Raw genomic sequence first — 20777 nt, forward strand, 5'->3', positions numbered from 1 at the left:
ATTGGTTTAACAGCTATTTGTACGAGTTATTGCGCAAACTCGAAACAATACTCGGCGGCTTCTATTTGTTGAGTATTATAAAAATCATTGGGGAGTTGAAAATGCCTTTGGGTGTGTTCTAAATTGAGTGCCTTAATATTTGCCATAAGTGCTTGGCGTTTTTCAATCCACTGACTTGAAAATCTTGGGTTATTAATAAAGTGAGATACAGCTCTAAATTCAAAGTAAATGGTTCTGCGTATTGCTGAACTCTCCTGCCTTCCCGAACAGTGGGCGGTATTTACATGATGAATAACCACATCCCCTGCTTTGGCAGTCACATTCACGCTTTGTAGTCTAGAATCTGATAGCTGGCGTTTTATATCGCAAACACACAATTGGCTACAATGAGAACCAGGAACTACTTTTAACGCTCCTTGCTCTGCTATCGCATCGTCTAAATATATTCCAAGTGTGATAATAGGTTCTTGCGTTTTTACGGCCATATCACGGTGCCAGTCGAAACCAAGTGAGTCTAATGAATTTTTAATAACGATAGACTCATAACTAGGTAAAACCGGTTCGCCAACAATAGCCTCAACATAACTCATTAGTTTGGTGTGTGCTAATAAACAAGCAAACCGAGGCTGAAACTGAAAAAGTGAATTAATACGGTAAACAAAAGGCTCGCCTGCTTGTTGCATAATGGCAACATTATTAAGCGACCTCCCAGCTAAATGTTGTGACTTTACATCGTCAGTCAAGTGTTGGCAAAAATGCCCAAGCGCAATAACTTCACTCGGTTCTATCACTTGTTTTATTAGCACAAACCCCTGCTGTTTTAACTGTTCTGATACTAATTTAGTTTCCATCTTTCAAACCTCCTTATTCGTTATATTGTTGTGGTCAACTAATACAGCACAGTAGCTTATCTAAATTCAGGCCTAATTAAGGACTGTGTAGTATTTTTTAACAACACAAGACTCCCAACAATATATTTAGCAGGCAGTTTGGTGGACTCAGATCGCACAAAAAAGTAGATAATGAGTGGAAAAAATCACCGACTGCATAGTTAATCCATAATTTTGTTTAAATAATTTAAAAATACCAGTTAGCGTAGACTAACTGGTATTTTTTTGTGGCTAAATGATCACTGTTAACGTTATTTTATAGCTTCAGCTTTTTTCTTCGTAAAACAAATAACCCTAACAAAGTTAAAGTTAGAAAATTAAGTAAACCACCTGAATTTTTAGCTTCGGGTTCTGTTACATCAGGTTTTGGCGCAACAACTACAGGTGGAGTCGTATTTGCTGTAAATACAACTTCGCTTTGTTTGGTGGCAGTCTGGCCGTGTTCATCAGTGACTTTTAGTTCAACAGCATAAGTGCCATCTTGTATGAAGTCATGTTCAAATTTGCCAAGCTCACTCACGACATCGGCATCTATCGTCCATTCGTATGTCAACTGAGATCCATCTAAATCACTACTCAGCCCAGCATCAAAGTTACACACATATATTTCGCACGCCTCGCTAAAATTAGCTTCTGGTTTAATGAGTTCTTGCACTTGAGCATTTATTTCAATGCTTTGTGTAGTACCAAACTTATTAGTGAGTTGATAGGTGACTTTGTTCTCGCCCAGTTGAGGCATTACAGCCGTAAATTGCTCTTCATTGTAGCTATTATCAGCAAATTGCCATAAATATGAGTAACCACCAAATTTGTTGCCTGCTTTAAACTCACATTTTGCGCCTTCACATGTTGCTGTCGCTCGGAGTGTTGGTAAGCTCGCATCTAAATTAAATGCTGATACGGGCCCTACTTGCCCTGTTATATCTTTCCCTTGAAAATACAGTGTGATTTTTCCATCAATTAAGTCTGATTGATTAAATGTAGCAATAACATTTTCTGTTTTAGCGTCGGCGTTGCCATCTAAAAATGTCGCTAAACGGGTATTTCCTGCACTTGGGTATTCGTTAAGACTGTATTTTACTGTTGCAATGTTATCTGCGACTAAATCACCATTGAGCTTACTAAAGCGCTCTTCTGTTACGCCAACTTTAACTTCAATGTCACCACCAACACTGCCAACGACCTCAATAGATTCAATATCAGGCCCTTGGGTTAATAAGTATGGGGCTTCCACTACTTTTGCCGCATATAAAAGCGCTTTTAGATTATCGGGTTTTAGTGTTTCTTGGTAATAATCACATGACTGAAAAAAGTCAGTACCTAACTCAAATGTAATATGCGCAATACCCAGCTCTCCGTACGCCAAGCTATCCGACGTACCATCTGTAGCATATAAGCCTATCGATTGTTGTGGTAAGTAATTATTGAAATATGCAAGCTTTTTACCAAGCGATTCAAGCCCAGCTTGGTTTGGAGCTGGTTTATCAATATTTCCCCAAGGCCAAAGTATGAGGCGGCTGTAACTGTGAATATCAAGGTATAGGCCTTGTGTATCACTTGGCGCAGCATCATCGTCATTTGTGCCTCTCACATCAGGATATAACTTGCGTATATAATCTTCTATCGCAGCCACTTCAGGTTCAGACGCGCCGCCTTTACCGCGATATGTTGCTTGGCAAGCTTGCCCGCTAGATCCCCCTTCAACCGTATTCCAACCAAATGAATAATTACGATTGAGATCAACACCCACATTCCCCGATGGGCAATGGTTTTCGTTGTGATTTTTGCGTTGTAAGTAGCCTGCCTCAGCAATTTTTCGACCATCAGGGTTACTTTGAAATAATATATGAATTTGATGACGCTCTAAAATCCATGCGATATCCGGATTTGTTTTCGCATCATTAAGTAGCATTTTAGCAAAGTCGAGAGTGAGGCCTGCTGTCGCATATTCTCTGGCATGTAATGCGCTTTGAATAAATAACACGGGTGGATTATCAAGGTTTTTATTACCTATTTTTAATACTTTTAGATCGTAACCTGAGCCACCATTTATTTTTTGCCAACTATCACCAATGTCTACCCATTGCGTTATATCTGGATATTGCTGCGTTAACTGCTCGACGCTGGCAAGTGTTTCTTCAACTGTTGCATAACATGCAAACCCTGGGATCCCCGATGTTTGTACACTTTGAGATACATGCTGTTCCTGCATTTTTTTTACTTTACTGTGCCATAAAGCATCTGCTGGTGTCAGTTTAATACCCTTGCTTTGTAAGCGTAAAACATCCTGATTTGATAACTGTAATAAAATGCCATTTCGTTCATCAGATAAAAGTGCATGATGAAAGCTTATGCGCGTTTTTATTTCTTGTTGTTCATTATCAAACGTCGCTAAATAAACTGGATCTTGTACTCCAGCCAGCGATAAAGTACTTGCTAATAAAAGAGGGGCTACAAATAGCATTCTGAATAACCAATGTTGTTAGTATTATTTTAACTAAAATATAACATTTAAGTTAAAACTTAAATGTTTAGTTCCCAAATAAATGTTAAATGAGCTTTTTAAGCTTTAACTTCCTCTATGTATTCTAACCATTCTATCTATACTTTAATTAAACATCATATTTGCAGCCATCACTAACAATAATACTGCAAAGATTTTTTTGATCATTGGTACAGGTAGATGATGTGTTGCTTTGGCACCTAGAGGCGCCGTAAACCAAGACGTGCAAATAATACCGAATAAAGCAGGTAAATATACAAACCCAGCAAACCCATCTTCTAAAGCAAAATGACTACTGCCTGAGCTGATATAACCTATCGATCCAAATAATGCGATGACAATACCGCAGGCAGAAGCACATCCTATCGCTTTTTTCATATCGAGTGAGAAAAACGTCAATAGTGGCACTAGAAGTGCGCCACCGCCAATCCCAATCATGGCTGACAAGCCGCCTGTAATCGTTGTAAAAAAGGTTAACAGGCCTTTGTTAGGCATTTTACGCTCAACAGGGGAATCACTTTTACTGCTTAAAAACATCTTCAACGCAATCAGTGTCACGCTCACTGCAAACACAATACGCACGGTTGCCTCTGGTAATAATGCGGCTAAAAAACCACTGATAAGCGCGCCAAAAGCAACCCCTGTCATTATCCAAGGGGCAAGTTCCCAAGGTACATTACCATTTTTATGATGCGCTATTGCCGACGACGTTGAGGTGAATAATATTGACGCCAATGATGTTGCAATTGCAACGATAACAACCTGTTCAGCAGGTAAAATAGCTAAATAAAGTAAAATACTGCTTAATATTGGGACAATGACAAGCCCACCGCCAATGCCTAACAGCCCTGCTAAAAAACCTACGCCGCTGCCTAATATCGCGCAGTATAAAATTAACAACATCAATTCACTCATTCTATTCTTCTCTTATTATATTTAGGGGCTACTACATGACATAATTGCAGTGTTTTACGCAGTAACATAATTGCTCAATTGCAAAGGACTTAAGCTAAATTAAGGTTAACTTTTAAGCTCATTACATACGCCGCGAGTATATCAATATAACCACGCCCCGCTCACTCTTTTGACTAAAATGAGCCCTGAATATTCTTCATGTTTTACATGAAATAAATACACATTAAACATCTAGAAGTCTAGAAGTTCAGAAATCCTTGTGAGATTTTTAGCGTTTTATCCAATTCGATGAATCGCTATTAAGTAACATCGCAAAATTATAATAAGCAATGAATATGGCTCATGTTTTATGTGAAATAAAACCGTTTTTCTTCATGTACCGATCCACGTATAAATTACACAACGCTTAGCGCTAGACAACATACAGCCCCCCCTTCATTGGGCGTAAACAAAAAGGCTGTGACGGTTACTAACTAATTAAATCATAAAAATTGATTGGAAAGTCCAGCAAGCGTAACCCATAAACTCATTTTAAATCAGACAATTGGATACTAGATCACCATGAACAAAGACTTCACATTTACTATTAAGAGCATTTGTCTTGATGAAGATTATCACCCATCAGACAATACCCGTATCACCACTAACTTTGCTAATTTGGCCAGAGGTAGTCACCGCCAAGCTAACTTACGCAACGCTTTAAAGATGATTGACAACAGTTTTAATGCCTTAGCAAATTGGGATAACCCTAAAGGCGATCGCTATTCTGTTGAACTTGAAATTATTTCTGTTGATATGGACATTGAAGGCAGTGGCCAAACTTTCCCATCAATTGAAGTATTGAAAACGAATATTGTTGACCATAAAACAAATAAACGCATTGAAGGCATTGTAGGAAATAACTTTTCTTCTTATGTACGCGATTATGATTTTAGCGTATTGCTACAAGAACATAATAAAGATCAACCACAATTTAGCATTCCAGATAATTTTGGCGAATTGCATGGCAAGCTCTTTCAATACTTTGTAAATTCAGCTATTTACAAACAAAACTTTAGTAAACCGCCGGTTATCTGCCTAAGTGTATCGGATAATAAAACGTATCATCAGACTGAAAATCAGCACCCAGTATTAGGTGTTGAGTATCAACCAAATGAGTCGTCTTTAACTGAGCAATATTTCAAAAAAATGGGCCTGCAAGTTCGCTATTTTATGCCTGCAAACAGTGTAGCGCCTTTGGCATTTTATTTCTTTGGTGATTTGCTTAATGACTACACGAGTCTTGAGCTTATCAGTACCATAAGCACAATGGGCACCTTTCAAAAAATCTACCGCCCTGAAATATATAATGCCAATGCAGCTGCAGGAAAAGCGTATCGACCAAACCTAAAGAACTTAGATCATTCATTAACACAAATTGTTTATGATCGAGAAGAGCGCAGCAAACTCGCTAATGAGCAAGGAAAGTTTGCCGAAGAAAAATTTATCAAACCATACCAAACTGTGCTTGAACAGTGGTCTGCTAGCTACGCTTAATTGCTAGGTTGAAAATCAATCCAAATTTACGGCATTATTTATTATGAAAACACAGACTAATAACACACTATTACCCACTTCAACCGCAGGCAGTTTACCTAAACCTGCTTGGCTTGCAGAGCCAGAAACGCTTTGGTCACCTTGGAAATTACAAGGCGATGAATTAATTGCAGGCAAACAGGATGCGCTACGTTTGTCATTACAAGATCAACAACATGCAGGTATTGATATTGTGAGTGATGGCGAACAAACACGCCAACACTTTGTAACCACCTTTATTGAGCACCTCAACGGTGTTGACTTTGAAAAACGTAAAACCGTTAAAATTCGCGATCGCTATGATGCTAGTGTACCAACAGTTGTAGGCCCTGTTAGTCGCCAAAAGCCTGTATTTGTTGAAGATGCCAAGTTTTTACGCAAGCAAACCAATCAGCCAATTAAATGGGCCCTGCCAGGGCCTATGACGATGATAGATACACTCTACGATGACCACTATAAAAGTCGAGAAAAGCTTGCATGGGAATTTGCTAAAATTCTCAACCAAGAAGCCAAAGAATTAGAAGCGGCAGGTGTAGATATTATCCAATTTGATGAGCCTGCATTTAATGTATTTTTTGATGAAGTCAATGAATGGGGTATCGCCTGTTTAGAAAGAGCGATTGAAGGCCTAAAATGCGAAACAGCAGTCCATATTTGTTACGGTTATGGCATTAAAGCTAACACTGATTGGAAAAAAACCTTGGGCTCTGAGTGGCGACAATATGAAGAGGCTTTTCCAAAACTACAAAAGTCTAATATCGATATTATCTCACTAGAGTGTCACAACTCTCATGTACCAATTGAGTTGCTTGAACTCATTCGCGGTAAAAAAGTAATGGTAGGCGCGATTGACGTTGCAACCAATACCATTGAAACACCAGAAGAAGTAGCAGCCACCCTGCGCAAAGCACTTAAATATGTTGATGCCGACAAGCTCTACCCTTGTACTAACTGCGGCATGGCCCCGCTACCTCATCACGTAGCAAAAGGGAAACTAGATGCCTTAAGTGCAGGTGCAGAGATAGTCAGAAAAGAGCTTTCAGCTTAGACGCAATGATAATAGAGTTGCCTTTAGGTTTGTTCTGATCCAACGCCAGTAAATGCTCTATTTATTTAAAACGAAGCCTCATTTTTACGAGGCTTCTAAACTTACTTTGAAATAAAAATAGCCACTGCTTGGCTAAAATTAATAGCAACACAATATAGAACAGCATTTCTTCTAGCCGAATTAAGTTATTATTTTATCCCAATTACTCCAACCCCCCAGTGATATTAGCGCGTGTTGACCTTTGTTGATTGAAATTTATTCAATCTAGGGGCGATTTAATCGCGGCGCGAGGTGTGTAACCTAGACTATGCGCTTTTATGTGTAAATTCCTTCTGCTGTTTTGTTGGTTTCGCACCACTGAGCCCTACCGACTCCTGAAGAGTATGATTAGCATCATTTCATCATTCAAACCTATAAACTCCATTGCCCGTGTGCCATAATCTAAATAATTCATGAATTTAGTAACTTGGCGGCATTTAAACCGTTTCAAGCTAACTTAAAGGGTTTTTAAATGGCTTATCAAGAGCAAAATCAAGCAACTATTTACTGGCACGATTATGATACTAAAAAATTAACCATCTGTTTTATAACACTATAATAAAAAACAAAAAATAATTTATACACATATTTATACACACCACCTTCTATCTGTTTCATAATCCATTTGCTTATTCTACTATCGGCTCCAGTTTACTTTTCAAGCTGCTCGCTGTTGATTTATGCCCTGTAAATTCTCCTTTTGTTATTGGTGGCCCTGCTCCCTGATCTTTATGACCGTGTGTTTCTAAGCTTTGGTTTATGTCTTTAACCAGGCTTATTAAATCAAGGAGGACTTTAGCTACATTCACTGAGCTGTCACCCAACCAAACTGTTTTTCCTTCGACCTTTGCTAGTTCTGTCGCTTTTGCATACAGGGTTTTTAAGGTTTCTAAATTCATATTTTCAGTGGCGTGGGCGCTGAACTCTTTTTGTGTTTTTAAGTTCATGTTTTCGGTTGCTTCAATATCAACCTGTTTTTTACTGCCGAGTAGTAAGCCCTCTAAAGCTACAATTAAGGCTTTTTCGCCGACCACGGTTTTTAAGGCGCCCATTACCTCTGTGATTTGGTTGCCGTCTATTTTTATTGTGTCATGGCTGGTTATATTGGTGCTGCGTTCGTGGTAGTTTTGTTCGCTTTTGCGTGCTGTTGTTTTGCTCGTGTCACTGGTTTGGGTTATATCGCCGTCAGTGGTTAAGTGCCAATTGCCGTCACGCCCTTGTAGTTTACTGCGGTTATTTTGTTGCGAGGTTACGTCGGTGCGTTTGTGTTCTGGCACGAGACTTTGCCATGGTAATAAGTTGGTGATCACAGGATGGCTATTTAGTCCATCGATGTACTGTATTAAACACTGCATGCCTGGCATAGGTTCGTTTAATAAACCATGATCGGATGCTTGCCCTGTGCCGAGTGTTACTTGCTGAAATACGGGCACGGCTAATGGCTCGCCTGTAAGCGGATTTAATAGCTGTACATCGGCGGCTTTTAGTGGCCTAAATGGCGTACTGATTGAAGCGGCATCACTTGGTAGGTCGTATATTTTTTCTATACGCGCCAATTGCGGCAGGTGTTTACGCTCATTGAGCTCAGGAAAATAGCGCTGTATTAGGCGTTTAATGGCGTGTTTGACCATCGTATGTGCATCCTGTCGTTGATTAAGGTTACTTCTGTTATATGTCGCCCGTTTAGTTTTATGCCTGGTCTTAATTTTGGTATGGCGATTAGTTCGCCTGTGGTTGAGCTTTTGGCGGTTATTGTGTGCTCTGGAAAGTCGTTAATGATTGCCTGCGGCCAGCGGGAATCGTGCCAACTGCCTACAAATATTTTGCCGTCTGGGCGCTGCTGAAATATAAAATCATTAATGCCCCATACTTTTCCTATTTGCCGGAGTGCTTCAATGCCTGTACCGCTGTGATAAAACGCAGGCGTCACGTGATTTAGGTATTCAGCATTTTTAGGAGTTACAAACTCAATGCCGAGTTTTGTTAGCTCATCAAGCACCGCTTTGATTGTTGCGTGACGAACCGCCAACGGTGCAGCGAAACTTAACGCGCCTATTAGTTCGCGGCAGGTTAAGTACCATCGGCCGTTTGCTTGGTGCTTTGATTCTATGACACCGAGAAAATACGGGATCATATTATCTAGCGTGTACCCTAAGTGCAGTTCAACCAATCCGCTGGGCGCTTGCTCTGTGACCACTTCAAACTTTGCGCGACCGGTACTGGCAATATCAAGCTGCACAGTTTTAGTTACCACGTTGGTAACGGGCTGCCCCCCAATTTTTAAGGTATTTGATAACCGTGCGGTCATGGTCCTTCGACCTCGTTGAACTTATTTTGTACTTCGTCGTTACTGGTTGTGGCTTGCGCGGTGGCATTTTGATTTGCTTCGCCATCTAGCTGCTGTTGCTCGCGCTCGGATACAGATTGCACTTCTACGAGCTTAAATGCCACTTGCCAGCCGCGCTTATCTTCAATCTCCGTGGTTTTTAATTCACCATCAAATTTGGCTTTACGTATTTTGTAGGCTTGTGCGAGTGCATTATTAATTGTGTAAATAATACGGGCGCCGTTTTCGTCTAGCGCTTTTGCTTTGCTGATCAATAATGCTAGATCACTTTCTTGCTCAAAAGGAATTTTTGTATTTACGGTGAGTGTACCGGGCTTTACGCCTTGATCACTGCTCAGTGCAAAGCTACCAAACCCTGACATGTCGCCGCCGGCTAATTTGATGCCTGCATTTACGCGGGTTTCAAAGCCTGGCACATTCCAACCGTCTAGCGCGATGGTCATAACACCCCTTTAATTTTATTAAGTTCGCCCTGTTCGCCAACGAATAAACACAGTGCCCAATAACGCTCATCACCGCCTTTACTCGCCACTGAATCAGCTAACTTTTTAGCTGTGCTGGCTGTCATTAATTGCATATCTACCCCGCTACGTTGGGCAGTAAATTGCGCTTGATTTAGTCGCTCGTCGCGGGCTGTTTTTAACTCTGCGGTTTTGGTGAGTGCATCATCAATCGTGGTAATTAATTGCTTGCCGCTGTCATTTACTGTCGCGAGTTCGTCAGCTATTTGCTGATCACGCATTGGTAATAGGTTTTGCAGGGTGTTTATTTGCCACTCTAAGCTTTGGCCGTCATACATTGAGAGCTTGCTTTGCTCTAACGTGCTGTGACTTTTGGCGTATTGCGTGCAGGCTATAAACTCAGGGATTGGGCAATATTCGTTTATTAATTCCAGCTTACTGGCAAGTGTTGCGGGATCGGTTGCACTCACTGATAACAATAAACCATTATAGTTTGTGGGTTTATCAGTGCGCGACGCGTCTTTAATGGCTAATGCAAGCAGCTGCGCGCCCACTTGCATGGAGCAAGGGGCGGCAGTGTGGTGATAGCACAGCGCTAATTTATGCATTATCAGGCAATGGGTAACGTGCTTTTATTTCAGTTACCTTATCTTTCCACACATTGAATGACTCCGGCGTGCCATCAAATTGCGCTGCCATAAATAAAGGATCTGATTCACGTTTATAAGCGACTGCGCGCTTTTCAATATTTTGACTTAACTCAAATTGCTGCTGATTTAATACAGAGTTGATTTGTTCTTGGTCCATACCTAGCGCTTGCATGTATTCGCTGCTTGTATTGCTGTGGCTTACGCCTTTGAAAATGTATAAAAACATAGTTTTACCTTCTTAATTGTTAGTTATGCCCGCGCTAACGCGCGGCGTTCAAGCTTCAATAACCAATTACGCAAAGAAAGCGGGACGAAATCCGAGGCTGCTGAACGTAATCGAGCGACTATTAATTACGGCTAGCACGCCCAAGCCAGCATTCGAGCCACTGTCCCAGCTGCCACCACGCATCGGGAAACGATTACCATAATTTCGGCAGTAGATTGCGCCTGCTACGGTTGTGGTTGATTCAGACTCAATAAGCAAGCGACGTAAAATTTCAACCTTTTGATACGTTTCTGATTTTGTAATTGCTGCGAAATGATTGTTTAATAAATGTGGGTTGTCGTCATTGTCGTCACCGACTGGGCCATTGCGGTTTGTAATTGCACTGTTAAGCACTGGAGATCCAGCGCTGCCAGCGCCTTCTGTGTTTGCAACTGGCGAATCAAAGTACGCTGAATGCTTGATCCAGTTTTCTTCAATCACCGCTGGGTTATTATCGAGCGTAGTAATGATCTGCCCTTCGTCTAGCATCATTTGGTCTAGCCACTCCAATGCATTACCTACCAAATCTTGAATGCCCCATTCTGTGTGATCATGCGACCATGTTGCTGGGCCTTTGCCTGTGTCGGTTCTGGCAAGTCCTGATGTATCGCCTGGTATGCCGCTATCGCTACGGCGTGCGGTTTCTAATTTGTTTTCGTGGCTGCGGCCGTAGTTTGTATTGCCGCGTGGTACTGTGTCGTTAGCAAGTGACCATAGCGCGATTGCAGCCCATTCATGAATGCTCATCATGTGCCAGCCTGCACCTTTATTGTTGCACAACGCTTTTGCTACATCGTAGTTAACTGATGTACGAGGTTGTACACCGCCAACTACGGAACAGCCGCCATTCGCGCCTGATGATGCTAGGTATTTTGCAATGAGCACCTCACCCATTTGCTCGCCATTACGTTGGAACATGGTTGGCGTACCTGTGCCTAGCATTAAGTCAACGCCAAGGCGATCAAGTATTGCTTGGTTAATGTCTTCGTAGTTAAAACGCGGGATGCGCACCATGACATTTGGGTTGCCCTGTTCGTCTATTACTACTGTGTTACGACCGCCTGATGCGTCTTCGATTGCTTTGCGGTAGCCGTCTGATGCAACGATTGCCAGTTGCGCCGAGTTTGCAGCAACTTGCTGATCAAGTGCGGCCTTTTTACTGTTGTAGTCGCTGGCTAGCGCGGCTGTTTTTGCATCAATTTCGGCGGCTTTATTTTCTACCGCTGTAACCACACGGTCTGCCGCTGTTACGATTTCGTTGATTTGTTCAATGCTCATCATAGTTCCTTAGTAAATACTGTAAAATCTGACATTAAGAAAAAGTTACGCAACGTGCGGTACATGTTATTTACCTGCGCGGTTGCTGTGGTTAGCGATAGCGCGTTTAGCGCATCAATTTGCGGGCTGTAATCAAACATCCATGATTGTGCAGGGATTGTGATACGAGCCAGTGCCGCCGCTGCTGCAAACTTAAGAACAAACGATCGGTTATGTACGTTATTCACGCCTTGTCGTTTACGCTGTAATGGTAAGTAATCGACGGCTAATAATGTGCCGTCTTTTGTTACTAGACCTATCCAGTTGTAGTCGAAGTCGCCAACGTCCTGCTCAAGAATTACTGCCCAGGCGACGGTATTTGCATCCACATAGCCTTTTGCATCAATATCGCGTCTGTGTGCGATTTGTAGCGCACTGGGCATTTTTTCGTTCGGGTTACGCTGTGCACTTTCGTTTAGATTTGGTACGTTTGCTAATACCAGCTCTTTTACATCTAGCCCTTTATCCTCTAACGCGCGGGTTGTAATATAACGTTTGCCGGCGTTGGTCATAATGCCGGTGATCGCTTGGGTCATAATGGCTCCTTGGCGATACTGACACCGCCCTCTTTACTTAAAAATCCATAGTGATGATGTGCGGCAATTACATGCTGTACATCGGTGGTGATTGCTTGGTGGTCTGTATTACTAACAAGGTTGTCGCACCCTAAAAATTGATACAGCTGCTCCAGTGGTAATGTATGTTTTACGTTGTGTGTAATGGCATGCAGTGGCGCGTGGCTACTTTCATTTTGCAAATCAGTAAAACCGTGACTGTATTGCTGCTGGGCTTTATTTTTTGCTGCTAAATGCAGTGGGTGATCAATGTGGCAGCTATCCCACTGCACATGCGTTAGCCCCAAACTTAGCGATACATCCGCTTTGTTATGCACGGTTAATTCATAGCGGCGACATGTGCGGCCATAAAGTTGTATTAACTCTGGGAGTAAGTCGGTATTCCCCGCCAATGTTGAATCAGTCATATCAATGGCGATAATGTCCCAATCACGGCCGTCGAGTCGTTCGCGAACATTAAGTACTTCTAACCCAAGGCGCTCAAAAATGCTTTTAACGGAGGCGACTTCGCCGGCATCAATAGTATTCACCAATGCATGTTGTACGCGCTTACGGTATAAATCTATTGGCTCGTCGTCTAAGCGGTTCGTTAAGCGCTCCCATGCAAGGAACCCGAGTACGGGCTCTTCATTTTTCGATTCGTCTTTTTGGTTTACAGCCCATAAAACGTAGTTACGCGATTGCTCCCAATAGCCGGTGGCCGCTTTTACAAGTTTTTCGGCGTAGCCTTTGTTTAACCAGGTGGCGATTTCATTAGCCATTTGCCACCTCATTAACGGTTAATGATGTAAGCACAGGTAGCCAGTTCGCGGCGGTTATGTCGTCAATATCAAATTTAATTGATTTAAGTTCACTAAATTGTTCATGGCACTCTGCTATTAATTGGCTAATGCTGAATACCGTTTGATGCGCGACGCGTGTTGGCGCATACGCTGCATTTTGACGAAAAGCGGCGTGTATAAACGTGGTTAAATCGCTTTGAATAGCAGGGCTATTATCATGGAGTTTATACGTGGCGGTGATATTAAACCCCGTGGTCGCCATGGCGTAGACCATAAAGTCGTCCCCTAGTCCGTGGTGGCCTGCGGTACGAACATGCTGATTGATGGCACTAAGTAATGCCGTTGGTACGGGGCCAACGTCTAAATAAATATACGCATTGGCGGTGCCTGGACCACGCGGGGCGTTTACTTCAATAACGATGTTATCGATTGGTACTGCAAAGCTGGCAATAATTTGCTTGTATACAGCGTTAATATGCCAGCGCGCGGCGGTGCCAAATACATTGCGGATACGCAAACGATAATGCTCGGTGCTTTCATCGTCAGAACCTGGCTTAATTAACCAATCGTCATGGTTTGTTACTGTGATCCCGTCTTGTTGTTCTTTAAAGTAACGATAGGCATGCGCGGGTAAGTTAAAAGCTGCGCCTGTATCGAGAGCTTCAGCGTGTGCATACGCGGTGCTTTGGCCGTCGCTAAAATAAACATCTTGCATCAGAGTAAGCGTGTACGCTGTATCGCCGAGCATATCAGTCACCACTTGCGTACCGGCAACAACAGAGCTTTCTCCTTGGGTATTGAGTCGCGTAAACGTGAGTATGCCTTGTGCTTTTACGCCCGCTTGAATAAATACATTACGCGCGGGGCCATGGCGCTCAATCAATGCGGTTCGGCTGGCGGTCATAATAAATAAGTCAGGCATTAGCTGCGTTGCTATCCAATTAAATAACTGCACAACGGGTTTAGTGATCAGCGCTTCAACGGTTCGCCAGAACGGGCCAAACGGTGAGTTGTTAGCAACTTGGATGTTTTGTTCTTTTAGCTGTACTTGCCACTGTATTTGCGCGGTCTGCTCATCCAGTGGCAACCCCGCTTTTTGCATCAGTGTTTTAAAGTCCACTTTGTAGGCTCCCGTATTGGCGCGTTTGTGCGGTGATGTTTAGTGTTCCGTCGTCATTGCGGTACACATTTATTGTGCCCGGCTTGATACGGTCGTCTTGCTCGGTGAGTAATTCAATGTCCGTTAAAATCGGCGCTATGCCGTTTTTATTACGCAGGCCAATAAGCTTTACCAGTAAGCCGCTTTCTAAAATTCGGTGCTTTATGTCTTGGCCTATTACATCGGCTTTTTTTAATGTGCGTGGGCTTAACGAGTCATTGAGTACAAAGTCGTTATCTTCAATCGCTAAATCAATATGAAGTGCAATATCAAAGTTCATTAGCCTGCGAGCTCCATCATTTGTTCAAAGCTTTGCGCTATGTCGTCTGACTTAATCGTTAAGCTGTCAATGTGCACACTCTTACGGTTATCGCTGTCGCTTGAACTACTGCTGTTATGTGTATTGCTTGTTAGGTTTTGTAAAAACGCAGACTTTTGCACTTTGGCTTTATAGCTATTGCTTTGCTGTTGCTGCTCAGTACTCAATTGGTCCACTTTGTAAGCACTGGCGTTAGCTACGTTGGTAATTGCCTGATCTGTTTTTACCTCTGGCAATGGCTGTAATGGCGCTGCGCCTTGATTAACACGGGTAAGTTGCACGTGTTTACGACTGTAAACACGTGAATTGGCCGCGTTAGTAAAATTGTTAGCTGTGCTGGCAACGGTATTTTGTGGCGCAGATTGCGGTGCGAACAGTGTTGATTGTGCAATATGGCCAGCATAGTTATCGGTGGCTAGGTTGTTTTGTAATACCGAGTTAATTCCGCTGTTATTGATATTGGCCGTTTTAGCGCTTGTTGAATAAGCGGCATCGTTTGCAAACATGGTGACTGCGTTGGTTGGAGCATTCGCTACAACTGAATTTACGGCGCGGTTATTTAACGCGCTGGTTTGAGTAAGCGCGTTATGTGATTGGTTTGTAGCAATGCTATTTTGCAATGTTGAGTTAGCTGCATTGCTCATTGCTGTGCTTGTTGAATACACCGCATCGTTAACAGCCGAGTTAATGGCGCTGTTATTTAACGCGCTGGTTTGAGTAAGCGCGCTATCTGTTTGGTTTGTAACAAGGCTATTTTGCAATGTTGGGTTAGCTGCATTGCTCATTGTTGTGCTTGTTGAATACACAGCATCGTTAACAGCCGAGTTAATGGCGCTGTTATTTAACGCGCTGATTTGAGTAAGCGTGCTATCTGTTTGGTTTGTAACAAGGCTATTTTGCAATGTTGAGTTAGCTGCATTGCTCATTGCTGTGCTTGTTGAATACACAACATCGTTAACAGCTGAGTTAACACCGCTGTTATTGATATTGCCCGTTTTAACGCTTGTTGAATAAGCAGCATCGTTTGCAGCCATGGTTACTGCGTTGATTTGAGCATTCGCTACAACTGAATTTACGGCGTTGTTATTTAACGCGCTGGTTTGTGCGTTCGTGTTACTTGTTTGGTTTGTAGCAATGCTATTTTGCAATGTTGGATTAGTTGCATTGCTCATTACTGTGCTTGTTGAATACACTGCATCGTTAACAGCCGAGTTAATAACGCTGTTATTGATGTTGGCCGTTTTAGCGCTTGTAGAATAAACAGCATCGTTTGCGGCTGTGGTTACTGCGTTGGTGTGTGCATTTGCTACAACTGAATTTATGGCACTGTTATTTAACCCGTTGGTTTGTGCCCGCGCGCTATTTGTTTGCTCAATAACCTGACTGTTTTGTAATGCTGAGTTGATAGCGTTATTCGTTTGGCTTTCGTTCAACTGCGTTCGCGTTACAAACGTGGCGTCGTTCATAGCAGCATAGTGAGTGCTGGCTGTATTATCTGGTACTTGCGCGGCTTTATTGATCACGGCTTGGCCATAGTCGCGGCTGAACGCTTGATCTGCATTTTGCATAACTAAATTACTAGGCTGAGCACGGTTAATGTTTTCGTGTGTTGAGGTTGCCTCTGTTTTTATTTTTGCCTCGGTATCGTCAATCAAGCCGAGTTTTTCAAGCACCCATTTAACACTATCAATTACCCCATTAAAGGCCGCTTTCACACTATCAAATACCGCCATTAATACTTTTCCCCACGCGGTATTTTGAAACGCAGCCACTAAATCATCCCAGTAATAAATAAGCGCCCCAACTGCTGCGATGAGCGCAATAACACCTGCTACCACCCACGTAATTGGGTTTGCCCAAAGTGCCGCATTAAATAGCCACGTAGCCGCTTGACCTGCGAGCATAACCGCTTTAAATGTGCCCATGGCAATGGCCGCCGCGCCCATCGTGGCAATCAGTGATAAAAAGCCCAATACACGCAGTGCGATTAACGCCCCCTGCCATAGTTTTGTTAATACGGTTAAGCCACCTGTTAGCGCGGCACTTGAAACAAGCGCCATTTTATACAGGCCCATCGTAAAAATAATGATGCCATGAACCGTGATCAGCGCGACGATAACCACAACGAGCGTTGCAATAACGCTTGATAAAAACGGGAATCGTTCAGTCAGTGACACAATGCCCGCAAAGCCGGCGGCGAGCATTTCAACGAACGGCTCAACCACTGGCAACAAACGCTGTCCTAGTGCTATGGATGCAGCATTAAATGATCCACTTAATTTGTTCCATGGCGTTCTCATATCGTCTGCCATTTTTGCAACGTTTGCCATACCGCTTACGCTGCCTAAGTCTTGAACCTGATTGTTTAGCCCATCAATATCAGTTATTAATAATTTAATTAATGATGATGCTTCAGCAGAACCGAACGCGGTTGCTATTGCATCGATATCCGCTTGCTTGGTTAATCCATTTGTTTTTTCATTTATTTTTTGAAGTATATCTACCATCGGTAATAGCTTTCCTGAGCTATCGGTAAAATCCAAGCCGAGTGCTTTTTGCGCTTTACCTGCTCCAGCTTCAAATGCTTTATATTTTGTTGCTGATTCGCTACCACTCATAGTCGATTGCAAACGCCCCATTACTGCGATTTGTTCTGCCAGTGGCGCAGACGATGAGGCTCCCAAAGCACTGAACGCGGAAGCCATTTCTTTACCGTCAGTTTTATAATCTGTTACTGCCTTAGCGGTAATGCCTGCTATATCTTCCGCCCACTTTACTTTGCCCATTTTATCGGCTGTTGATTTAAATACGCCGTACATCGTTCCCATGTAGTCGGTCACTGTTGCGGCATCAGCTTTGGTGGCTTTCGCTAGGGTGTTTGATATTTCGGTTACTTTTGATAGTTCGTCGCCTGTAATTCCTGACATTGCTGATTGAATGTCGTAAGCACTGCGAACAAAGTCGGATGCGTTGCCGCCAAAGTTAGCGGTAAACTCTAATGAAGTTTTGTTTAATTTCTGTAATGATTCGTCAACTACGCCAAGCGATTTCACCTCACCTAATGCGGCGGCCTGATCAATTGCAGGGGCAAGTGATTTAGCCAGGGCGTAACCACCGCCAACGGCTGTGGCTGCGCCGCGCATCATTTGGTCTTGTGCAGCGGCGGTTTGCTGGCTCAGCTGATTAATTTTAGCCATCACTTTATTAACCGGACCCGTCACTTTGTCGATGATCCCGATTGAATAAGTAAGCTTGTCTAATTTGCTGAGTGTTGCCATTAATTACTCGCCGCCTAATGCTGTACAAATGCCGTTATTTACGGCGGTTACAAAGTTTTCTTGCTGTGATTTTTCTAGGTAAAGCGCCTGTGCCAAGCTCTCGTCAGTGACTGGTACATTGCCAAAATATTTAGCGTGGTATGCCAGTAACTGATCAAGCCTGCTTTTGCCTATTTGCTTGGCTCGGCTTTCGATTTTTTTACCATAAAATTAAACTCGGGTTGGTATTCTTCAACAATGGCACCCACTAAAAACAAGGCGGCACCCGGTTGCTGTACCAGCTCTTTGAGCTTTTTAGCGTCGGCTTCAACCACGGTGTTTAGCAAAAAGTTAGTTGCCGGCTGCACCTTATTGTTCGGCTGAGTCGAGTTAATGTATTTGTTGTAGTCAGCGCCATTGACGTTAAATGTAATGTCGCCAACGGGTGTTTCTAATGCAATGTGTTTCTCAAACGCCATGATCAATACTCTCTTTAATATCTGCTTGCTCTAGCAGTGTGTAGGTAAAATAAGGGCCATACTTGGCTGCTGATTGCTCACACAAAGCAATAAATTCATCAAAGTCATTTGGGTTTGCAAACACCTGGCAACCGGCAGACCATTTATCAACGTGCGTTGATGTGACCTTGCTGTTTGCGCGGTGGCAATTAATGCCAAAGTAACCTTGTTGTAGTACTGCTTGGGGTGTGACGTCCGTGTCTAACTCGGTGTCGTGGTTGTGGTCTCGTAGAACAACAACCGGTTTATGTTGTACAAGGGCGCGGTATTTGCCCTGGTGATAACCCAATGTCCACAGGCTTTTATGCTGCCCTGCAATGAGCACCGCTGTGCCATCTACGTTCATTGGGTGTTTACGCCAGTAAATACCGGCATCTGTTGTGGCTTTAAACTGCTTTAACTGCCATTCGCCCCCTTGCTGATACAACACACACATTGCGTCATTAAACGTATTAGCACGGGTGTTTGCATGGCGAATACCTATAATGTTTAGGTTTAGTTCACCTTCAAACACCTTATGCCCACACGCTTGCAGTGTGCTTAATAGTATTGCTGGGGTTATGTTGCGAATGGCTTTAGTCATTACAGGTCTCTCACTTCATCAGCGGTTAGGTACGGCACGCCGTTAATTTTGACAAAATCAGGGCTGGTGATCGGACACTTGATTGAAGTGGTGTCTTCTTCACCGCCATCAGCTTTAATGTTTAAAATCTCATCTAGCTGCGGCAAACAACCAAAGGCTTCAACGTTCTTTTTGCCTGCGGCTACTTCGGCATTAAATGCCACATCAAACGGTTCAATGCCTTTCCAACTGCCAGCTTGCTCTGCTTGGGCTTGCACTAATAACCAGTTTTCGTGATCGAGTTTTAGCGTTACTTCGCCTTCAACGTCGCCATCAATAAACCCTTTTGGAATACCACGCACTTTTTTAACGGTGCGCCCATCCGTAATTTTGCACGTGGCTTCCATAACGTGAACCATCGAGCCCCCGATAAAAATATCGAAGTCTTTACCGCCTAATACCTTTTGCATGTTCGCGCTCCTACTCTGCGTTATCTAACATGATCCCAACAATAATGGTGTTGGGTGAATCGATTGGCTTAACCTTAAGCACAACTTGCAACGTGGTCGCATCCATAAACGTGAGGTTAATACTGTCGTCTTTTGGGGCGTGAATTAAACCAGGGAACTTGTCAGCGCCAATGTTGACTGAGCGCGCCATATCACGCAGTGGTTTACCCATAATGCGTTTACCAAATTCAATACCAGTGCTGCTATTGTTTAAGCGGCGGTTTTTAACATTTTGAATACCGATGATGCGAACAGAGCGCGCGGCTTTATCGACAATGCGCCCTATTTCAATTTTTTGAAAATCACCGCCTTCAGCGTCCAGCATGTTTACATCGCCAAAATACACGCCGTCAAAATCAGGGTAAAATTGCGTACAACTAAAACGCTGTGCATCCAGTGCCGCAGTGGTTGAGTTAGTAAGTGGTTTGCCTGCCTTATCGTTTGGCAATGGCATGAGCGACATTGCGCCGGTTAATACACGCATTGGGCTATCAGCAATCGTGACAGAGCTTTTACATAAACGCCCTGTTACGCCGCCGAGTTCATCACCAAATAACAGCGGGATCACTGCAACGCGTTCGCCTACTACACCATCCGTTAAGGGCTGTAATGCAGTGACTAAATCTGACCAAGTTTGCTCAGGCGTTAAACCTGGTGCGGCTACTAAAAAGCGCACGTAACGCGATTGGCCTGACAGGATTTCAAGCGCTTTTGCTTGAAAGCTTTCGATTTCGGCTTTACCTGTGACGGGTGTACAAATAACAATGATTTCAGGGCTGATGTCTTGATCCATTGCTTCATCAATTAAGGCCATTACATTGTCACCCGCACCATGCGCGATGGCATAGCCAGTAACAAGGTCGTCGCCGTTGCGTTGCCATGCTTTCACTTGGATTTTTAATGGTGAGTCGGCGGCGCCAAACAAATCATCAAAATCACTTTGTGCATTAATGGGTAAAATGCTGCCATTGTTTTTGGGCGCTTGGCCTAAAAACAATACGCTGCGCTCTACCTGTTTTGTAGCGCCACTGCCTGTTTGAATAGCGGCAACGGATACTTTACCTTGTGCCATGGTCGTTCCTTTTG

21 protein-coding genes are annotated in these 20777 nt (G+C 43.2%); 2 read left to right on the forward strand and 19 right to left on the reverse strand.

Going from position 1 to position 20777, the window contains the following annotated elements; all coding sequences use genetic code 11:
* Positions 1-26: 26 nt before the first annotated feature.
* From HJP15_RS07300 to HJP15_RS07310, 3 genes are all read right to left on the reverse strand, one after another.
* On the reverse strand, positions 27-851 hold the full coding sequence (locus HJP15_RS07300; protein ID WP_054455537.1) for a phytanoyl-CoA dioxygenase family protein: 825 nt from the start codon (positions 849-851) through the stop codon (positions 27-29).
* Positions 852-1146: 295 nt separating this feature from the next.
* Positions 1147-3354, reverse strand: coding sequence for a M14 family zinc carboxypeptidase (locus HJP15_RS07305; RefSeq protein ID WP_170173361.1), 2208 nt, complete (start codon positions 3352-3354; stop codon positions 1147-1149).
* 144 nt (positions 3355-3498) lie between these two features.
* Positions 3499-4308, reverse strand: coding sequence for a sulfite exporter TauE/SafE family protein (locus tag HJP15_RS07310; RefSeq protein ID WP_054205680.1), 810 nt, complete (start codon positions 4306-4308; stop codon positions 3499-3501).
* A 561-nt stretch (positions 4309-4869) separates the two neighbouring features.
* Here HJP15_RS07310 and HJP15_RS07315 point away from each other — a divergent pair.
* On the forward strand, positions 4870-5844 hold the full coding sequence (locus HJP15_RS07315; protein ID WP_170173362.1) for a DUF1852 domain-containing protein: 975 nt from the start codon (positions 4870-4872) through the stop codon (positions 5842-5844).
* 43 nt (positions 5845-5887) lie between these two features.
* Positions 5888-6931, forward strand: a complete 1044-nt coding sequence (locus HJP15_RS07320; RefSeq protein ID WP_054205678.1) for a methionine synthase — start codon at positions 5888-5890, stop codon at positions 6929-6931.
* Positions 6932-7599: 668 nt separating this feature from the next.
* Here the strand turns inward: HJP15_RS07320 and HJP15_RS07325 are convergent.
* The 16 genes from HJP15_RS07325 to HJP15_RS07395 all read right to left on the reverse strand — a co-directional run bounded on the left by HJP15_RS07325 (position 7600) and on the right by HJP15_RS07395 (position 20763).
* Complete coding sequence (locus HJP15_RS07325) at positions 7600-8601, reverse strand: hypothetical protein (RefSeq protein WP_170173363.1); 1002 nt, start codon at positions 8599-8601, stop codon at positions 7600-7602.
* Positions 8574-9278: a hypothetical protein gene (locus HJP15_RS07330; RefSeq protein WP_170173364.1), complete on the reverse strand. Its 705-nt coding sequence runs from the start codon at positions 9276-9278 to the stop codon at positions 8574-8576. Before HJP15_RS07330 ends, HJP15_RS07325 begins: the two co-directional genes overlap by 28 nt.
* Positions 9275-9760, reverse strand: coding sequence for a baseplate complex protein (locus HJP15_RS07335; RefSeq protein ID WP_170173365.1), 486 nt, complete (start codon positions 9758-9760; stop codon positions 9275-9277). Before HJP15_RS07335 ends, HJP15_RS07330 begins: the two co-directional genes overlap by 4 nt.
* Complete coding sequence (locus HJP15_RS07340; RefSeq protein ID WP_170173366.1) at positions 9757-10386, reverse strand: hypothetical protein; 630 nt, start codon at positions 10384-10386, stop codon at positions 9757-9759. The genes HJP15_RS07335 and HJP15_RS07340 overlap by 4 nt, the downstream gene beginning before the upstream one ends.
* Complete coding sequence (locus tag HJP15_RS07345) at positions 10379-10654, reverse strand: hypothetical protein (RefSeq protein WP_170173367.1); 276 nt, start codon at positions 10652-10654, stop codon at positions 10379-10381. The genes HJP15_RS07340 and HJP15_RS07345 overlap by 8 nt, the downstream gene beginning before the upstream one ends.
* Positions 10655-10720: 66 nt before the next feature.
* Positions 10721-11971, reverse strand: coding sequence for an SUMF1/EgtB/PvdO family nonheme iron enzyme (locus HJP15_RS07350; RefSeq protein ID WP_170173368.1), 1251 nt, complete (start codon positions 11969-11971; stop codon positions 10721-10723).
* Positions 11971-12546, reverse strand: coding sequence for a phage tail-collar fiber domain-containing protein (locus tag HJP15_RS07355; RefSeq protein ID WP_170173369.1), 576 nt, complete (start codon positions 12544-12546; stop codon positions 11971-11973). Before HJP15_RS07355 ends, HJP15_RS07350 begins: the two co-directional genes overlap by 1 nt.
* Positions 12543-13346, reverse strand: coding sequence for a hypothetical protein (locus HJP15_RS07360; protein WP_170173370.1), 804 nt, complete (start codon positions 13344-13346; stop codon positions 12543-12545). Before HJP15_RS07360 ends, HJP15_RS07355 begins: the two co-directional genes overlap by 4 nt.
* On the reverse strand, positions 13339-14487 hold the full coding sequence (locus tag HJP15_RS07365; RefSeq protein ID WP_170173371.1) for a baseplate J/gp47 family protein: 1149 nt from the start codon (positions 14485-14487) through the stop codon (positions 13339-13341). Before HJP15_RS07365 ends, HJP15_RS07360 begins: the two co-directional genes overlap by 8 nt.
* Positions 14477-14806, reverse strand: coding sequence for a DUF2590 family protein (locus HJP15_RS07370; protein ID WP_170173372.1), 330 nt, complete (start codon positions 14804-14806; stop codon positions 14477-14479). The genes HJP15_RS07365 and HJP15_RS07370 overlap by 11 nt, the downstream gene beginning before the upstream one ends.
* Positions 14806-18123, reverse strand: coding sequence for a phage tail tape measure protein (locus HJP15_RS21875; protein ID WP_249365811.1), 3318 nt, complete (start codon positions 18121-18123; stop codon positions 14806-14808). The genes HJP15_RS07370 and HJP15_RS21875 overlap by 1 nt, the downstream gene beginning before the upstream one ends.
* A gap of 3 nt (positions 18124-18126) precedes the next feature.
* The gene (locus HJP15_RS22400; RefSeq protein WP_502706976.1) at positions 18127-18318 is read right to left on the reverse strand and encodes a DUF6890 family protein; all 192 of its coding nucleotides are present in this window, start codon (positions 18316-18318) and stop codon (positions 18127-18129) included.
* On the reverse strand, positions 18294-18581 hold the full coding sequence (locus tag HJP15_RS07380; protein ID WP_170173373.1) for a putative phage tail assembly chaperone: 288 nt from the start codon (positions 18579-18581) through the stop codon (positions 18294-18296). Before HJP15_RS07380 ends, HJP15_RS22400 begins: the two co-directional genes overlap by 25 nt.
* Entirely contained in the window at positions 18571-19203 is a 633-nt protein-coding gene (locus tag HJP15_RS07385) for a hypothetical protein (protein ID WP_170173374.1), read from the reverse strand. Before HJP15_RS07385 ends, HJP15_RS07380 begins: the two co-directional genes overlap by 11 nt.
* On the reverse strand, positions 19203-19652 hold the full coding sequence (locus HJP15_RS07390) for a phage protein (protein ID WP_064436118.1): 450 nt from the start codon (positions 19650-19652) through the stop codon (positions 19203-19205). Before HJP15_RS07390 ends, HJP15_RS07385 begins: the two co-directional genes overlap by 1 nt.
* Before the next feature lie 10 nt (positions 19653-19662).
* Positions 19663-20763 carry a DUF2586 domain-containing protein gene (locus HJP15_RS07395; RefSeq protein WP_170173375.1) on the reverse strand — a complete coding sequence of 367 codons (1101 nt, stop codon included), beginning with the start codon at positions 20761-20763 and terminating at the stop codon, positions 19663-19665.
* Between the last annotated feature and the right edge of the window lie 14 nt (positions 20764-20777).

Source organism: Pseudoalteromonas sp. NEC-BIFX-2020_002 (genome assembly GCF_013002825.1).
Taxonomy (GTDB): Bacteria; Pseudomonadota; Gammaproteobacteria; order Enterobacterales; family Alteromonadaceae; genus Pseudoalteromonas; species Pseudoalteromonas neustonica.

Bases quoted from the DNA above. Each gene is read 5' to 3' on its own strand.
- HJP15_RS07300 (WP_054455537.1), bottom strand. From the start codon at position 851: ATGGAAACTAAATTAGTATCAGAACAGTTAAAACAGCAGGGGTTTGTG.
- HJP15_RS07305 (WP_170173361.1), bottom strand. From the start codon at position 3,354: ATGCTATTTGTAGCCCCTCTTTTATTAGCAAGTACTTTATCGCTGGCT.
- HJP15_RS07310 (WP_054205680.1), bottom strand. From the start codon at position 4,308: ATGAGTGAATTGATGTTGTTAATTTTATACTGCGCGATATTAGGCAGC.
- HJP15_RS07315 (WP_170173362.1), top strand. From the start codon at position 4,870: ATGAACAAAGACTTCACATTTACTATTAAGAGCATTTGTCTTGATGAA.
- HJP15_RS07320 (WP_054205678.1), top strand. From the start codon at position 5,888: ATGAAAACACAGACTAATAACACACTATTACCCACTTCAACCGCAGGC.
- HJP15_RS07325 (WP_170173363.1), bottom strand. From the start codon at position 8,601: ATGGTCAAACACGCCATTAAACGCCTAATACAGCGCTATTTTCCTGAG.
- HJP15_RS07330 (WP_170173364.1), bottom strand. From the start codon at position 9,278: ATGACCGCACGGTTATCAAATACCTTAAAAATTGGGGGGCAGCCCGTT.
- HJP15_RS07335 (WP_170173365.1), bottom strand. From the start codon at position 9,760: ATGACCATCGCGCTAGACGGTTGGAATGTGCCAGGCTTTGAAACCCGC.
- HJP15_RS07340 (WP_170173366.1), bottom strand. From the start codon at position 10,386: ATGCATAAATTAGCGCTGTGCTATCACCACACTGCCGCCCCTTGCTCC.
- HJP15_RS07345 (WP_170173367.1), bottom strand. From the start codon at position 10,654: ATGTTTTTATACATTTTCAAAGGCGTAAGCCACAGCAATACAAGCAGC.
- HJP15_RS07350 (WP_170173368.1), bottom strand. From the start codon at position 11,971: ATGAGCATTGAACAAATCAACGAAATCGTAACAGCGGCAGACCGTGTG.
- HJP15_RS07355 (WP_170173369.1), bottom strand. From the start codon at position 12,546: ATGACCCAAGCGATCACCGGCATTATGACCAACGCCGGCAAACGTTAT.
- HJP15_RS07360 (WP_170173370.1), bottom strand. From the start codon at position 13,346: ATGGCTAATGAAATCGCCACCTGGTTAAACAAAGGCTACGCCGAAAAA.
- HJP15_RS07370 (WP_170173372.1), bottom strand. From the start codon at position 14,806: ATGAACTTTGATATTGCACTTCATATTGATTTAGCGATTGAAGATAAC.
- HJP15_RS21875 (WP_249365811.1), bottom strand. From the start codon at position 18,123: ATGGCAACACTCAGCAAATTAGACAAGCTTACTTATTCAATCGGGATC.
- HJP15_RS07380 (WP_170173373.1), bottom strand. From the start codon at position 18,581: ATGGCGTTTGAGAAACACATTGCATTAGAAACACCCGTTGGCGACATT.
- HJP15_RS07385 (WP_170173374.1), bottom strand. From the start codon at position 19,203: ATGACTAAAGCCATTCGCAACATAACCCCAGCAATACTATTAAGCACA.
- HJP15_RS07390 (WP_064436118.1), bottom strand. From the start codon at position 19,652: ATGCAAAAGGTATTAGGCGGTAAAGACTTCGATATTTTTATCGGGGGC.
- HJP15_RS07395 (WP_170173375.1), bottom strand. From the start codon at position 20,763: ATGGCACAAGGTAAAGTATCCGTTGCCGCTATTCAAACAGGCAGTGGC.